Origin of the sequence: Streptomyces murinus (assembly GCF_002154555.1) — a bacterium.
Lineage (GTDB): Bacteria > Actinomycetota > Actinomycetes > Streptomycetales > Streptomycetaceae > Streptomyces > Streptomyces murinus.
On the sequence record NZ_MUNF01000346.1, the window covers coordinates 1 to 15,511 of the forward strand.

13 protein-coding genes and 1 pseudogene are annotated in these 15,511 nt (G+C 71.6%); 7 read left to right on the forward strand and 7 right to left on the reverse strand.

All coding sequences use genetic code 11. From position 1 onward, the window contains the following. Positions 1-85 precede the first annotated feature (85 nt). From CCN72_RS21155 to CCN72_RS21170, 4 genes are all read right to left on the reverse strand, one after another. Entirely contained in the window at positions 86-346 is a 261-nt protein-coding gene (locus CCN72_RS21155; protein WP_244174355.1) for a hypothetical protein, read from the reverse strand. 58 nt (positions 347-404) lie between these two features. Beyond that, on the reverse strand, positions 405-956 hold the full coding sequence (locus tag CCN72_RS21160) for a GNAT family N-acetyltransferase (RefSeq protein ID WP_086808877.1): 552 nt from the start codon (positions 954-956) through the stop codon (positions 405-407). 22 nt (positions 957-978) lie between these two features. Next, a complete protein-coding gene (locus CCN72_RS21165; protein WP_244174356.1) occupies positions 979-2,436 on the reverse strand; it encodes an MFS transporter in 1,458 nt (485 codons plus the stop codon). A gap of 131 nt (positions 2,437-2,567) precedes the next feature. Next, on the reverse strand, positions 2,568-2,861 hold the full coding sequence (locus CCN72_RS21170; RefSeq protein ID WP_086808878.1) for a heavy-metal-associated domain-containing protein: 294 nt from the start codon (positions 2,859-2,861) through the stop codon (positions 2,568-2,570). 237 nt (positions 2,862-3,098) lie between these two features. On the opposite strand from CCN72_RS21170, the gene CCN72_RS21175 reads away from it, so the two are divergent. Continuing rightward, positions 3,099-3,530 (forward strand): DUF6153 family protein, encoded by a 432-nt coding sequence (locus CCN72_RS21175; protein WP_086808879.1) that lies wholly within the window; start codon positions 3,099-3,101, stop codon positions 3,528-3,530. 91 nt (positions 3,531-3,621) lie between these two features. Beyond that, positions 3,622-5,238, forward strand: a complete 1,617-nt coding sequence (locus CCN72_RS21180) for a multicopper oxidase family protein (protein WP_086808880.1) — start codon at positions 3,622-3,624, stop codon at positions 5,236-5,238. A gap of 56 nt (positions 5,239-5,294) precedes the next feature. Here the strand turns inward: CCN72_RS21180 and icmF are convergent, their stop codons facing one another. Beyond that, entirely contained in the window at positions 5,295-8,525 is a 3,231-nt protein-coding gene (gene icmF, locus CCN72_RS21185) for a fused isobutyryl-CoA mutase/GTPase IcmF (RefSeq protein ID WP_086808881.1), read from the reverse strand. A gap of 287 nt (positions 8,526-8,812) precedes the next feature. On the opposite strand from icmF, the gene CCN72_RS21190 reads away from it, so the two are divergent. Continuing rightward, complete coding sequence (locus CCN72_RS21190) at positions 8,813-9,961, forward strand: acyl-CoA dehydrogenase family protein (RefSeq protein ID WP_086808882.1); 1,149 nt, start codon at positions 8,813-8,815, stop codon at positions 9,959-9,961. 124 nt (positions 9,962-10,085) lie between these two features. Further along, positions 10,086-11,492 (forward strand): TetR/AcrR family transcriptional regulator, encoded by a 1,407-nt coding sequence (locus CCN72_RS21195; protein ID WP_143664156.1) that lies wholly within the window; start codon positions 10,086-10,088, stop codon positions 11,490-11,492. 8 nt (positions 11,493-11,500) lie between these two features. Here CCN72_RS21195 and CCN72_RS21200 read toward each other — a convergent pair whose 3' ends face one another. Further along, complete coding sequence (locus tag CCN72_RS21200) at positions 11,501-11,875, reverse strand: MerR family transcriptional regulator (protein WP_086808884.1); 375 nt, start codon at positions 11,873-11,875, stop codon at positions 11,501-11,503. Between the two features lie 118 nt (positions 11,876-11,993). Here CCN72_RS21200 and CCN72_RS21205 point away from each other — a divergent pair, with 118 nt between their 5' ends. The 3 genes from CCN72_RS21205 to CCN72_RS21215 all read left to right on the forward strand — a co-directional run bounded on the left by CCN72_RS21205 (position 11,994) and on the right by CCN72_RS21215 (position 14,421). Continuing rightward, positions 11,994-12,914: an NADP-dependent oxidoreductase gene (locus CCN72_RS21205; protein ID WP_086808885.1), complete on the forward strand. Its 921-nt coding sequence runs from the start codon at positions 11,994-11,996 to the stop codon at positions 12,912-12,914. A 61-nt stretch (positions 12,915-12,975) separates the two neighbouring features. After that, the gene (locus CCN72_RS21210; protein ID WP_086808886.1) at positions 12,976-13,578 is read left to right on the forward strand and encodes a nitroreductase family protein; all 603 of its coding nucleotides are present in this window, start codon (positions 12,976-12,978) and stop codon (positions 13,576-13,578) included. 66 nt (positions 13,579-13,644) lie between these two features. After that, the gene (locus CCN72_RS21215; protein ID WP_086808887.1) at positions 13,645-14,421 is read left to right on the forward strand and encodes a class I SAM-dependent methyltransferase; all 777 of its coding nucleotides are present in this window, start codon (positions 13,645-13,647) and stop codon (positions 14,419-14,421) included. A gap of 6 nt (positions 14,422-14,427) precedes the next feature. Here CCN72_RS21215 and CCN72_RS21220 read toward each other — a convergent pair. After that, positions 14,428-15,318: pseudogene (locus CCN72_RS21220) on the reverse strand (barstar family protein); the annotation flags it as partial. Positions 15,319-15,511 lie beyond the last annotated feature (193 nt).

A 15,511-nucleotide genomic window follows, 5' to 3' on the forward strand; every position in this document is an offset into this window, starting at 1 on the left:
AGCCGGTGCAAGGGGCCCGGCATCTCGACGCCGGGCCCCTTGCACCGGCTGCCTCCAGGGCGTGTCGGATGCGGCGGGGCCGGGGTCAGTTCTCCGGCAGCGACACGAGTGCGGCCATCCGTCGCAGGCGCCGGAAGTACTCGATCTCCTCGGTGTCGGTGAGCAGGGGGAGAACCTGGTCCAGGTCCAGGACGCACCGGTCGGCGATCCTCAGGCGCCGCGTGTCGGGGGAGCCGGCGCGGTTGAGCCAGGAGGAGACGCATCCGGCGATGCTCGCGTCGAGCAGCACCATGTCGATGCCGGCCCGCTCGGCGCCCCGTAGGCCGGGTGGGAAAGGTGCGGCCATGTGGGCCCGCCACAGGTCGGTCAGAGCGGTTCGGTGATCGCTTGCCCCAGGCATCCGCTCAGCTTCCCCTCAGGTCGTCCGCGACCAGTGAGAACAGGACCAGATCGACCCGCCCGTCATGCACGAACCCGGCGTTGCGCAGGATGCCCTCATGGTGAAAGCCGGCCGCGAGGGCGGTCTTCCGGGAGGCGGTGTTGGCGGTGGCGGCGCGGAGTTCGAGGCGTTCGAAGCGGTGGTCGGTCAGCGCCCAGTGGGCCAGGGCGCGGGTCGCCTCGGTGGCGATGCCGTGGCCGCGGGCCCAGGGGGAGACCCAGTAGCCGACCTCGCTCGTCAGCCCCCGCCAGTCGGTCTTCTTCAGCCCGACGGTTCCCATCAGTCGCTCGGTGCGGGTGTCGGTGACGGCGAAGTGGATGCCGTCACCTGACTCGCGCAGGGCGTGGGAGACAGAGGTGCACCAGGCGGTGGCGGCGTCCAGGGTGTAGGGGCGGGGGAGCGGGAGCCAGCGCTGGGTGAGCGCGTCGGCGCAACTCGCCTGTGTGTCCTGGGCGTCGGCGGCCGTGAACGGGCGGAGGACCAGACGGTCCGTGTGCAGCACTGTCTCCGGGAACATCCGTCCATCCGTCCGCGGGTGATCATGTGGCGCGGCCGAATGTAACAGGCCCGCCGTGTGAACGCCCCGGTCCCTCAGTGCTCGTGGGCCCCGGAAACCCCGCGTCCCCGTGGTGTGCACCGTGAACGCCGCCGTACGGACCTTCCCCTCGTGCTGGAAGTCGAAGAACAGCCGGTACCCGCCCGCGTCGCCCGGCTTGCCGGACGGGTGGACGTGCAGGTAGGCGAGGTCCCCGGCGCGCAGGGCGACGAGATGGCCGTAGGCGCCCAGGTAGGGCTGGAGGTCGCCGATCGGGTGGCCGTCCTCGGTCACGATGGCGGTAGCGAGTCCGCGCCCTTGGGCGTGAAGTCGGCGAAGACGCGGTGACGATGCCGGAGGCCAGACCCGCCTGCTCCTGCGGGGCACCGGACATCGCGGCCATCATCGCGGGGATGTAGGCGAGCGACATGCCGAGGGCGGCGACCAGCGACGCGGGCAGGACGTCGACCACGAAGGTGCCCGTGGGCTGCACCTGGGCCAGCCACACCAGACCCGCCGCGAGGACTAGCAGACCGCCGCCGATCAACGGCTTGGCGCCGAACTTCGCGAGCAGCCGGGTCGTGATGGCCGCCATGAAGATCATCAGCAGCACGGTCATCGGGAGCAGCGCGGCGCCGAGCAGCGCCATCGCCAGGTTCGCCGAACCCAGGCGCGGCACCCGCCAGATGCCGAGCGGCATCAGCGGCCCGCGCACCGTCTTCTGGATCACGAGGAACAGGGCGAGCAGCACGACCGCGCCGGCCAGCTCAAGCACCGTGCCCATTGAGGACCAGCCGGTCTCGGGGGCGCGCACGACGGCGAACACCGCGAGCGCGAGACCCGCCGTCACGGAGACGGCGCCGAGCACGTCCACCCCGTCGCCGCGACGGCCGCCGACGGCCGGGAGCAGCTTGGTGGCCGCGAGGGTGCCGAGACCGATCGGGATGCAGATGATGAACACCCACGGCCAGCTCAGCCACTGGGTGAACACACCGCCCATGAAGACACCGGCGGTGCCGCCCGCGGGCGCCGCGGCACCGTAGAGCGCCATGGCCCTGCCCAGCTCCTTGGGGTCGTGGGCGAAGAGCATCATGAGCAGCGTCATCGCCGAGGGCGCGATCAGCGCGCCGCCCACGCCCTGGACCGCGCGGCCGACGACCTCCACGGACGCGCTCTGCGCGGCGGCCGCCACGATCGAGCCGGCGACCAGCACCGTCCAGCCGGTGATGAACACCTTGTGGGCGCCGAGCAGGTCGGACAGCCGGCCGCCGAGCAGCAGCAGACCACCGAAGGCGATGACGTAGGCGTTGAAGACCCACTGCAACTCGCTCTGAGAGAAGCCGAGGTCCTTCTGCATCTCGGGAAGCGCCACCCCGATGATCGACGTGTTCATGATGACCATGAACTGGGCGGCGGCGAGCTCGACCAGTGCCCACCAGCGCCGGGGATTGACCGCTGACATGACTCCACCCTTCGTCCCATATACCCCTGGGGGGTATGTAAGAGGGCGCGAAAAAGGCGAAGGCCCCTCCATCCCTTGGGGAGTTGGAGGGGCCTTCGCCCGGGGGCTGCGCGCCTTGCCGGCGTGGAGCCTCAGACCTGGCCGACGAGCTCGTAGCCCGCCTCGTCCACGGCGGCGCGGACGGCTTCCTGGTCGAGCGGGGCGGCGGAGGTCACCGTGACCTCGCCGGTGTCGGCGACGGCCGTGACCGCGGTGACGCCTTCCAGGGCGGAGACCTCCTCGGAGATGGCGGACTCGCAGTGGCCGCAGGTCATGCCGGAGACCTTGTACACGGTGGTGACGCCGGTGCCGTGGACCTGCACGTCGGTCGCCGCGCCAGTGCCGCAGGAGCTGCAGCAGGAGCCGGAGTTCGTCTGTTCGGTCATGGCCTCTTCCTCGGGTGTGAGCATGGTTCGGTCCGCGGAAGGGCGGTCGCCCGGTCTTCCGGCAACCGGAACGATATACCCCCCAGGGGTACTTAGTCATCTGATCGTCATCCCGGGGGGTCGGCTGGACGTCGTACCCCTAGGGGGTATAGTGGCGTGCCTGGAGCCTGTGGCGTGCGGGACGTGGTCCCGCATCGCGTGGTCTCGGGCATGGCCTCGAAAAGGGGAGGGCGGCAGGTGACGTACCGGCGGACCGGTTCCCGCGGCGGCGCGGCGCGCCGGTCGTGGGCGGCCGTCCTGGCGCTGCTCGCGGCCTTCGTCGTCCTCGTCCACCACGACCTGGGCGCCGTCCCCGCCGCACCCGCGACCGCCATGAGCGCGATGCCCGGCACGGATCACACCGGACACCGTATGACCGGGCAGGACAGGGCCGCCGAGGCCCTGACCTCGGCCATGGACCATGACACCGGCGGCGCCTGCTCCGGCGCCGACATGCAGCACTGCACCTCGGGGGCCGTCGGCTCACCGCAGTGGCTCGACCCGCCGACCGTGCCGACGCACACCGTCCAGGCCGCTCCGCAGCGGGGCGTCCTCGCCGGGCGCGGTCTGCCGGGCAACCCGCACCGCGCGCCCCCGGACCTCTCCCTCCTCTCCCGACTGCTGATCTAGGCCGCCCCCGCGCGGCCCGTTCCCCCGTACCCCGTGGGGGGCGATGCCGCATGCGCGCAGGTCAACGGCATCGAGAGAAGAGGCATCACAGATGAACAGCATCAACCGTCGCTCCGCCCTGCTGGCCGGTCTCGCCGTCGCCGGGACGGGAGCGCTCGCCGCGTGCGGCGGCTCCGGGTCCACGCCGGCCCTGGTGAGCCCCGACAGCAAGGTGGTCGCGACCACCGAGCGGAAGCGCAAGGGCAGCGGCAAGGTGCGCGAGGTGACCCTGACCGCCGCGCCCGCCGTGCTCGACCTCGGCGGCGAGGTGACGGCGAAGAGCTGGGCCTACGGCGGCCGCACCCCCGGCAAGGAGATCCGGTTGTCGGCCGGTGACACCCTCGCCGCCGAACTCTCCAACCAGCTCCCGGACCGGACCACGACGTCCGTCCACTGGCACGGCATCGCCCTGCGCGCCGACATGGACGGCGTGCCCCCGGCCACCCAGAACGCGGTGCGCGCCGGCCGCAACTTCACCTACCGCTTCCTCGCCGACACCCCCGGCACCTACTTCTTCCACCCCCACGTCGGCGTCCAGCTGGACCGGGGACTGCACGCCCCGCTGATCGTGGAGGACCCGAGGGAACCGCTGTCGTACGACGACGAGTGGGTCGTCGTCCTGGACGACTGGGTCGACGGTGTCACAGGCACCCCCGACCAGGTCCTCGCCGAACTGAGCCAGGGCATGGGGGACATGGACATGGGCGGCTCGGGCCACGGCGGCTCCTCCGGTCATGACATGGGCGGGATGGACATGGGTGACATGGACGGCATGGACATGAGCGGCGGCGATACGGGCAAGGGGGGCGGCAAGGCGTCGTCCGGCTCGATGAAGTTCATGCTCATGGGCGCGCGAAGCAGTCTGCTCGGCGGCGACGCCGGTGACGTCAAGTACCCGTACCACCTGGTCAACGGCCGGGTGCCGGCTGACCCCGACGTCTACACCGGCAAGCCCGGCAAGCGGGTGCGGCTGCGCATCGTCAACGCCGGCGGCGACACGGCGTACCGCGTCGCGCTCGGTGGCCACATGCTGACCATCACCCACACGGACGGCTTCCCGGTCGCCCATCAGCAGGTGGACGCGCTGCTGGTGGGCATGGGGGAGCGGTACGACGTCCTCGTCACGCTCGCCGACGGGGTCTTCCCGCTGGTCGCGCTCGCCGAGGGCAAGGACGCGAGCGGTCTGGCGCTGGTGCGCACCGGGTCCGGCGCCGCGCCGAAGGCGACCGTCCGCCCGAAGGAGCTGGACGGCATGATCATGAACGCCGCCGGGCTGAAGGCCGCCGACGACGTCCGCCTGGACACGAGGAGGACCGACCGCGTCCACCGGATCGAACTCACCGGCGGCATGGCCGGGTACGACTGGGGCATCAACGGCAGGCGGTACGACATGAAGCACCCCACCGCCGACCCCGTCCTGGTCGAGCAGGGGCAGCGGGTCCGGCTGGACTTCGTCAACAAGACCGACATGTGGCACCCGATGCATCTGCACGGACACACGTACCAGCTCGGTACGGGCGGCCCGCGCAAGGACACCACCATCGTGCTGCCCGGCCGCACGGTGTCCGTGTACTTCGACGCCGACAACCCCGGCCAGTGGATGCTGCACTGCCACAACGCCTACCACGGCGAGGCGGGGATGATGGCGCTGCTGGCGTACGAGGCGTGACAGCACGAGGGGGGTGGTGCGGGCCGGCCGGCCCGCACCACCCCCCCTCCTGTGCGTCAGACGTTGCGCCGGTACTGGCCGCCCACCTCGAAGAACGCCTCGGTGATCTGCTGGAGGGTGCACACCCGCGCGGCGTCCATGAGCACCGAGAACACATTGTCGCCCGCGACCGCCGCCGCCTTCAGGGCGTTCAGCGCGGCGTGCGCCTCCTGTTGGTGCCGGGCCTGGAAGTCATGCACCCGCTCCAGCTGGGAGCGCTTCTCCTGTTCGGTGGCACGGGCCAGCTCGATGGCGCCCGGCTCGGCACCCTCGGTGTGCGGGTTGCGGAAGGTGTTGACGCCGATGATCGGCAGTGAACCGTCGTGCTTGCGCTGCTCGTAGAGCATCGACTCGTCCTGGATACGGCCGCGCTGGTAGCCGGTCTCCATCGCGCCGAGCACACCGCCGCGCTCGCTGATCCGCTCGAACTCCAGCAGCACCGCCTCCTCGACCAGGTCGGTCAGCTCGTCGATGATGAACGACCCCTGGAGCGGGTTCTCGTTCATCGCGAGGCCCCACTCGCGGTTGATGATCAGCTGGATGGCCAGCGCCCGGCGCACGGACTCCTCGGTCGGGGTGGTGACCGCCTCGTCATAGGCGTTGGTGTGCAGGCTGTTGCAGTTGTCGTAGATGGCGATGAGCGCCTGGAGCGTGGTGCGGATGTCGTTGAAGTCCATCTCCTGGGCGTGCAGGGAGCGGCCCGAGGTCTGGACGTGGTACTTGAGCTTCTGGGAACGCTCGTTGCCGCCGTACTTCCGCTTCATCGCGACCGCCCAGATCCGGCGGGCGACCCGGCCGAGCACCGAGTACTCGGGGTCCATACCGTTGGAGAAGAAGAACGACAGGTTCGGCGCGAAGTCGTCCACGTCCATGCCGCGCGCCAGATACGCCTCCACATAGGTGAAGCCGTTGGCCAGGGTGAACGCCAGCTGGCTGATCGGGTTCGCGCCCGCCTCGGCGATGTGGTAGCCGGAGATGGACACCGAGTAGAAGTTGCGGACCTTGTGCGCGATGAACCACTCCTGGATGTCGGCCATCATCCGCAGCGAGAACTCGGTCGAGAACAGGCAGGTGTTCTGGCCCTGGTCCTCCTTGAGGATGTCGGCCTGCACCGTGCCCCGCACGCTCGCCAGCGCGTGGGCGCGCAGCTGCTCCGCCTCCTCGGCCGAGGGGTCGCGGCCCTCGGCGGCGCGGAACCGCTCGATCTGCTGGTCGATCGCGGTGTTGAGGAAGAACGCCAGCACGGTGGGCGCTGGGCCGTTGATCGTCATCGACACCGAGGTCGTCGGCGCGATCAGGTCGAAGCCGTCGTACAGCGCCTTCATGTCGTCCAGGTTCGCGACCGAGACGCCGGAGGTGCCGACCTTGCCGTAGACGTCGGGGCGCTCGCCCGGGTCGCGGCCGTAGAGGGTGACCGAGTCGAAGGCGGTGGACAGCCGGGTGGCGGGCTGGCCCTCCGAGAGCAGCTTGAAGCGCCGGTTGGTGCGGAACGGGTCGCCCTCACCGGCGAACATCCGCGCCGGGTCCTCGCCGTCCCGCTTGAAGGGGAACACTCCCGCGGTGAACGGGAAGTAGCCGGGCAGGTTCTCCCGCCGCCAGAACCGCACCAGCTCCCCGTGGTCGGTGAACCGGGGCAGGGCCACCCGGGGGACCTTGTTGCCCGACAGCGACTCGCGGGTCAGCTTGGTGCGGATCTCCCGGTCCCGGATCTTCACGACCTGCTCGTCACCGGAGTACGACGCCACGACGGCGGGCCAGTTCTCGATCTGCGCGCCGACCTCGTGCGGCAGCTGCCTGCGGGCCTCGGTGAGCAGCGCGTCCACATTGTCCGCGTCCGAACCGGCCGCCGCCAGCTCGCCCTTGACCAGGTCGAGGCGCTGGACGCGCCGGGCCGCCTCGGCGAGCACCTCGGTCTCGGCGTGGTACGCGCGGACCGACTCGGTGATCTCCGCGAGATAGCGCACCCGGTCGGCGGGCACCACCTGGCGGATCCCGGAGGAGTGGCGCACGTCGACGGGGGCGAGGGTGCCCTCCTGGAGGTGCAGCCCCTTCTCGTCCAGGGCCGACTTCAGATGCTGGAAGAGCGCGGTGACCCCGTCGTCGTGGAAGGTCGCGGCCGAGGTGCCGTACACCGGCATGTCCTCGGGCCGCTTGTCGAACGCCTCGCGGTTGCGCACCAGTTGGCGGCTCACATCGCGCAGCGCGTCCTTGGCGCCGCGCCGCTCGAACTTGTTGACCGCGACCACGTCGGCGAAGTCGAGCATGTCGATCTTCTCCAGCTGGGACGCGGCGCCGAACTCCGGCGTCATCACGTACAGCGAGGTGTCGACGAACGGCACGATCGCCGCGTCGCCCTGGCCGATGCCCGGGGTCTCCACGATCACCAGGTCGTACCCGGCGGCCTTGACCACATCGATCACATCGGTGAGGTGCGCGGGCAGCTCATGGCTCCCGCGGGTGGCCAGGCTGCGGAAGAACACCCGGTTGCCGTCCAGGGAGTTCATCCGGATCCGGTCGCCGAGCAGGGCGCCGCCGCCGCGCCGGCGGGTCGGGTCGACCGCGATCACCGCGATGCGCAGCTTGTCCTGCTGATCCACGCGGAAGCGGCGCACCAGCTCGTCGGTCAGCGAGGACTTGCCGGAGCCGCCGGTGCCGGTGATGCCGAGCACCGGCACCACCCGGCCGGCCGCGGCGGTCCGCAGCCGGGCGAGGAACTCCGGGGGCAGCTTGCCGAGTTCGGCGCCCGTGATGGCCCGGGCGGTGGCGAACCGGTCGCCCGCGAGCACGGCGTCCGCGTCGGCGGGCTTGCCCTCCCACAGATCGAAGTCGCAGTCCCGTACGACGGAGTTGATCATCCCGGCGAGGCCCATCCGCTGGCCGTCCTCGGGCGAGAAGATGGTCACCCCGTGCGCGCGCAGCCGGGTGATCTCCTCGGGCACGATCACGCCGCCCCCGCCGCCGACCACCCGGATGTGCTCCGCGCCCCGCTCGCGCAGCGACTCGACCAGGTACTCGAAGTACTCGACATGGCCGCCCTGGTACGAGGAGACGGCCACGCCGTGCGCGTCCTCCTCCAGCGCCGCGTTCACGACCTCCTGCACCGACCGGTTGTGCCCGAGGTGGATCACTTCGGCGCCCTGGGACTGGAAGATGCGCCGCATGATGTTGATCGACGCGTCGTGCCCGTCGAACAGAGCGGATGCGGTGACCAGGCGTACGGGGTGCACGGGGGAGTGCAGTTCGCTCATCGGGGGCCTTCCGGGACAGGTCGAGGGGACGCTGATCAGATCGATACTAGGACGTCCTAGTAAAACGCAGTAGTCGGACCGAATGTGAGCAGCGGCACAGTCGGCGATGCGTCTTTGTGAATCCTGATCAGTGTGCGGGGGTGGCGGCGCACCGGATCCGATCGCCCCGCTTCACCTGCCGTCAGTTCACTACTTTCGTCGCAAGTGAATCCCGAGTAGTCTCCGCTGGCGCATTCGGTCGCACGACGGCACCGCCGCGGTTCTCGATCCCTCTGAGAAAGCTGATCATGAAGCGAACCCTTTTCGAAGCCGAGCACGAGGACTACCGCGAGAGCGTGCGGGCCTTCATCACCAAGCATGTGGTGCCGCACTACGCGGACTGGGACAAGGCGGGCATCGTGCCCCGTGAGCTGTTCACCGGTCTGGGCGAACTCGGCGCGCTCGGCATCGCCGTGCCCGAGGAGTTCGGCGGCGCGGGGATCAAGGACTTCCGCTACAACACGATCCTGCACGAGGAGGGCGCACGGGTGGGCGCCATCCCGGCGATCCTCGGACCGACCCTGCACGCGGACGTGGTCCTGCCCTATTTCCTGGACCAGACGAACGACGAGCAGAAGGCGCGCTGGCTGCCCGGCATCGCCTCCGGTGAGACGATCACGGCGGTCGCGATGACCGAGCCCGGCACCGGTTCCGACCTGTCCGGCATCCGCACCAAGGCGGTCCGCGACGGCGACCACTACGTCATCGACGGCGCGAAGACGTTCATCACCAACGGCATCAACGCGGACCTGGTCGTCGTCGCCGTGCGCACCGGCGAGCACCCGCACCGCGGGCTCAGCCTGATCGTCGTGGAGCGCGGCACCCCGGGCTTCGAGCGCGGCCGCAAGCTGGAGAAGGTCGGTCTGCACGCCCAGGACACCGCCGAGCTGGTCTTCACCGGCGCCAGGGTGCCGGCGGCCAACCTGCTGGGCGTGGAGGGCGAGGGCTTCTTCGCCCTGACGCGCAATCTCGCGCAGGAGCGGATGTCGGTCGCGATCGCCGGTCTGGCGCAGGCGGTGGCGGCCTTCGACTGGACCGTCGAGTACGTGCGCGAGCGCAAGGCCTTCGGCAAGCCGATCGGCTCCCTCCAGGTGATCCGGCACCGCCTCGCCGAGCTGGACACCGAGATCGAGATCGCCCAGCACTACCTCGACCGCTGCGTACTCGCCCTGAACGCGGGCGAGTTGACGGTCGTCGACGCCGCCAAGGCCAAGTGGTGGTGCACCGAGTTGCAGGGCCGGGTCATGGACGCCTGCGTCCAGCTGCACGGCGGATACGGCTACATGCTGGAGTACCCGATCGCGCGCGCCTGGCAGGACAGTAGGGTGAGCCGGATCTACGCGGGCACGACCGAGATCATGAAGGAGATCATCGGCCGTTCGCTGGAACTCGGCTAGACCGCCGGTCCAGGAGGAGTCGGCTCGCTGTCTGGAGGTGCCGGTGAGGGTCGAGGTCGGGACGGAGCCGGGGGCCGGTATGGAGCCGCTCGCGCCGAGTGGCGCGGCGGCGACGAGGGCCGGCGTGGAATCGGTCGCATCGGGTGGTACGGCGGTGGCAGCCGCCGATGTGGAGACGGCGGCTCCGGGTCGTACGGCGGCGGAAACCGGTGTCGAGTCGGTCGGCCCGGGTGGTACGGCGGTGGCGGGGGCCGGTGTGGAGGTGGCGGCCCCGGGTGGTTCGGCGACGGTGGGGTCCGGTGTCGAGTCGGTCGGCCCCGGCGGTACGGCCGCGGCGGGACCCGGTGCGGAGCCCGCCGCCCCGCTCGTGCGGGCGACGCGGCCGCGCAACCGCCGGGAGCTGATCATCGCCGCCGCGCGCGAGCTGTTCTCCCGGGACGGCTACGCCAACGCGGCGATGAGCGACATCGCGGCGGCCGTGGGCATCGGCCCCTCCGCCCTGTACCGGCACTTCGGCGGCAAGCAGGAACTGCTGCACGCCGTCGTCACCGAGGCCCTCGACTCCTGTCTGGCCGGCCTGTACCCGGCCGGACCCGGCGAACTCGACGTCCTGGTCCGGGACTTCGCCGAGTCCGCGCTCGCCCGGCGCGAACTGGGTGTGCTCTGGCAGCGCGAGGCCCGGCATCTGCCCGCCGAGCAGTACACGGAACTGACCCGCCGGCTGCACGCGGCCCGGCGCACCCTCGCCGGGCAGCTGACCGCAGCCCGGCCGGAGCTGGACCCCGCCCACACCGAGCTGCTGTCCTGGGGCACGCTCGGGGTCGCGGCGAGCCTCGCCTACCAGCGCGTGGAACTGACGTCGCCGGACCTCGTCGCCCGTCTGATGCACCGCGTCGCCACGTCGGTCCCGCCCGGACTCGGCGAGCCCCGGCTCGACGCGCCCCGGGGCACCCTGCGCCACCGCTCCCGCCGGGAGGCCCTGCTCGCCGCCGCGACCGAACTGTTCGCCGAGCGCGGCTACGCCTCGGTCAGCCTGGAGGACACCGGCGCGGCCGTCGGGATCGCCGGGCAGAGCATCTACCACCACTTCGCCAGCAAGCACGACCTCCTCGCCACCGCCGTGCACCGGGGCGTCGAACGGCTGTGGGTCGACCTGGCCGAGGTGCTCGCCCCGGCACGGGACCACGCGGACGCGCTACGACACCTGGTGTGGCGCTACATCCGCATGGCGCTGGTCTCCCGGCATCTGGTGACCGTGATCGCCACCGAGGCCGAGCACCTCCAGGAGGCGGACCGGCTGCGCACCCGGCAGTTCCAGCGCGACTACATCGCCGAATGGCTGCACCTGCTGCACGCGGTCCACCCGGCCATGACGCCGGCCGAGGCCCGCGTGCGGGTGCAGACCGTCCTCACCGTCGTCAACGACGTGGCCCGCACCCCCCGGCTCGCCACCCGGCCGGGCATAGACCGGGCTCTGTACCAACTGGGCTGCGAACTCCTTGAGTTGGCGGCCGGTCCGCTGCCGGAGTGACCTCCGGCCTACCGCGATCCCGCCGCCACCGGCTGGGGGCCCGCCTCGATGACGATGTCCAGCAGGGCGCGCGACGCCTGTAGATCGTCGATCGCCCGGCTGATCCGCTCCCGCTCCCCGCGCAGCCCCGCGACGAGGTCCGCGCAGACCGGCACCAGCCGCTCGCCCTCCTCGCGGACACAGGGCAGCACCTTCGCGATGGTGTCCGTGGTGAGTCCGGCGGCGAGCAGGGCGCGGATCCGGCGGACCGTCTCGACGTCCTGCTCCGCGTAGACGCGGTACCCGCTGGGCAGGCGCTCCGGCGTCAGCAGGCCCTGCTCCTCGTAGTAGCGCAGCAGCCGCTCGCTGACCCCCGTGCGCCGCACCATCTCACCGATCCGCATGGCGGCCTCCCCGGCTTGACTCTCACATCGATGTCAGACTTTAGCGTGAGCTCCGACGCGGGACCACGACGGTCGCCGCCCGGCCGTAACACGGCCTGGAACATGAGGAGTTGACGCCATGCGCGCAGTTCGGATCGAAGCACACGGCGGGCCCGAGGTGCTCACGGTGCGCGAGATCGCCGCCCCGGGGTCGGAGTCGGGGCCGACGCTGGACCGGAAGCCGGGGCCGGACGTGGCCGCGGGTGAGGTGCTGGTGCGGACCGTCGCGAGCAGTCTGAACCCGGTGGACTGGAAGACCCGGGCCTGGGACGTGGGCCCGGCCCTGCCGGCGACGCCGGGCTGGGACCTGGCCGGGATCGTCGTGGCGAGTTCCGCGCCGCAGTTCGCGGTCGGCGACCGGGTGATCGCGATGTCCGCGCAGTTCGCCACTGGCCTGGGCACCTGGGCCGAACTGGTCCGCCTGCCGGTACGGCTGCTCGCCCACGCCCCCAAGACGCTCACCCTGGCCGAGGCCGCGACGCTGCCGCTCGCCGGGACCACGGCGGTACAGGCCCTCGCGGCACTGCGCCCGGAGAGCCGCACCCGGCTCCTGGTCACCGGGGCCGCGGGCGCGGTGGGCGGCCTGGCGGTCCAACTGGCCCGGCAGGCGGGGGTGTCGGTCGACGGGCTGGTCTCCCGCCCCGAACACACCGAAGTCGTGCGAGAGTTCGGCGCCTCGACCGTGACGCACTCCGTCGCGGAGCTTCCCCAGGGAGCGTACGACGCGGTGCTGGACACCGCGGGCGTCGACGTCACCCGGGCGCTCGCCGACGGCGGGTCGTACATCTCGGTCTCCGACGCGCCCCTGCCGGACGCCCCGGGCGCCGCGAAGAGTTATGTCCAGGAGAGCGGCAAGGACCTGGCGGGACTGGTGGGCCTGGTCGACGCGGGGCGGCTGAAGGTGCGGGTGGCCGCGTACTATCCCCTGTCGGAGGTGCGCGCGGCCCATGAGCGGTTCGAGGCCGGTGGTCTGTCGGGCAAGGTCGTGCTGCTGTTCTGAGCGCGGCCGGTGGCCGGAACCGGGTGGGCGGCGCCGGGCGTTCGTGGCAGGATCTGGCGCCATGGAGTTCTCCGAGGTGATCCGCCGCAGGCGCATGGTCAGGCACTACTCCGACAAGCCGCTGGCGCCCGAGGTGGTCGAGCGGATCCTGGCCTCCGCCCTGCGCGCCCCCTCGGCCGGCTTCTCCCAGGGCTGGGCCTTCCTCGCCCTGACCGACCCCGCGGACCGCGCCCGCTTCTGGCCCTTCGTGCCCGTGCGGGTGGAGAAGACGCCGACGATGCAGAACGCTCCGCTGGTCGTGGTGCCGCTGGCCCACAAGGAGGCGTACCTGGACCGCTACGCCCAGCCCGGCAAGGGCTGGGCGGACCGCTCCGAGGCCCGCTGGCCCGCGCCCTACTGGTACATCGACACCGGCATGGCCTCCCTGCTCATGCTGCTGAGCGCCGTCGACGAGGGCCTGGGCGCCTGCTTCTTCGGCATCATGCCGGAACACATCCCGCCGTTCCGCGAGGAGTTCGGCATCCCCGACGCGTACGACCCCGTCGGCGCCCTCACCATCGGCTACCGCGCCACCGACCTGCCCCCGCAGAGCCCCGGCGTCGAAGCACGGCGCCGGAACGCGGAGGAGGTCATCCACCGGGGGAACTGGGGACGGCACGACTGAGCCGCCCCCTTCACGGACAGCCGCCGCACCAGGAACCGGGCCTCCGTCGCGCACGTCTCTCGGACCATGACTTCTCACCCCGCTCCGGCGTCCGCGGTGGCCGCGGATTCGCCGAAGGTCAATGACTACACCGGCTTCGCCGAGGCGTACGCGGCCGACAACGAGACCAACCTGCTCAACGCCCACTACGAGCGGCCCGCGATGCTGGATCTCGCCGGGGACGTGGCCGGGCGGCGGATCCTGGACGCCGGCTGCGGCGCAGGTCCCCTGTCCGCGGCGCTGCGGGACCGTGGCGCCCTGATGAGCGGATTCGACGCGAGCGCCGGGATGGTGGAGCTGGCCAGGCGGCGGCTCGGCGACGACGCGGACCTCCGGGTGGCCGACCTGGGCAGCCCCCTTCCCTACGCCGACGACACGTTCGACGACGTCATGGCGTCCCTCGTGCTGCACTATCTGAAGGACTGGGCACCGGCGCTGTCCGAGCTGCGCCGCGTGCTCAAGCCCGGCGGCCGGCTGATCGCGTCCGTGGAGCACCCCTTCGCGATGAACCTGATGCACCGCCAGGCCGGCCGCGAGGCCGAGTACAACTACTTCGACACCACCAACTGGACCGACGAGTGGACGATGGGCGGCCGTAGTGCCCTGATGAGCCGCTGGCACCGGCCGCTGCACGCGATGACCGACGCCTTCACCGCGGCGGGCTTCCGGATCACGGTCATCAGCGAGCCGGCCCCCGACCCCGCCGCCCGCGAACTGTTCCCCGAGGTCATCGCGGCCATGCCACGCTTCCTGTGCTTCTTGTTCTTCGTCCTGGAAGCCGACCGGGCCGTCTCCGGCGGCTGACGCGCGTCACGCCAGGGTGACGTCCATGCCTCCGTCGGCCAGGGTTTCGAGGACCACGGTGAACAGGTCGTAGGGATCGCCGTCCGGGGTCAGGGCCCGGGACAGGTGGGCCCGCGCGGTGGCCGCGTGCCGCCAGAGCAGGGTCGCGGGGGCGGTGTGGCCGAAGGCGCCGCGCAGGCAGTCGGCCAGGGCGGCGACGCAGCCGCCGAAGTAGCCGCCGGGACCGTTCACCGCCTCGCCGAGCGCCAGATGGAGGCCCGGTGTGTCGGTGATGTACCGGCCGTCGAGTTCGTAGGCGTGACCGGCCGCCCGGTCACGGGGGGTGCGTCGGCAGCCCCGCTCCCGGACGAGGTCGAGCCAGGCCCCGCGCTGCCTGATGCCGAGGCCGGTCCAGGCCCCCGGGGTGTCCGGCGGCCCGGCGAGCCACCGTTCCCGGACGGGCCGCGCGTACTCCGGGACGGGCGTGCAGAGGCTTCCGTCGAGCTCCAGGTCGATCAGCTCCGTCCCGTACCCGGACGGACGCCAGGCGAGGATCCTGCCGTGGAGCAGGCGTTCGGTGAGCGGCTCCCCCTGGTCGTCGCGTATCTCCAGCGCGGCCTCCCCCAGATCCAGGGCCCGCCGGGTGCCCTTCGACAGCGCCGCCCGCAGCCGTTCCGCCGGGGCGAGCCCGCGCAGGACGAGCCGGGGCGCCGACGGCTCGGCGGCCGGCAGGACGCGGGTGAACTCCCGGCAGGAGCCCAGCCATCGGCGCCCGTCGTGCACCCGGACGCGCCCCCGATGTCCCTCGGGCGGACCCTCGCAGTCGTCCAGGCCGGTGAGTACGAGGCTGTCCGTTCCCGGGGAGCGGGGCAGGTCCGGGCTCTCCGCGTCCTCCAGCAGCCAGGGGCCTAGGGCCTGTCTGACAATTCCCGTCGTCGCCCGGAGGGCGGCCGCGCGGCGTCAGGTGCGTGCTCTCGGGGTGCCGGGCGTAGGCCCTCGTACTGGACGTACTTGGGTCTGCGCCCGGTGCCGCGAGAGTGCGTGCATGGCGTCGCGCGGCAGACGGGAATTGTCAGACAGGCCCTAGCCCACCTCCTCCGGCACCAGCCAC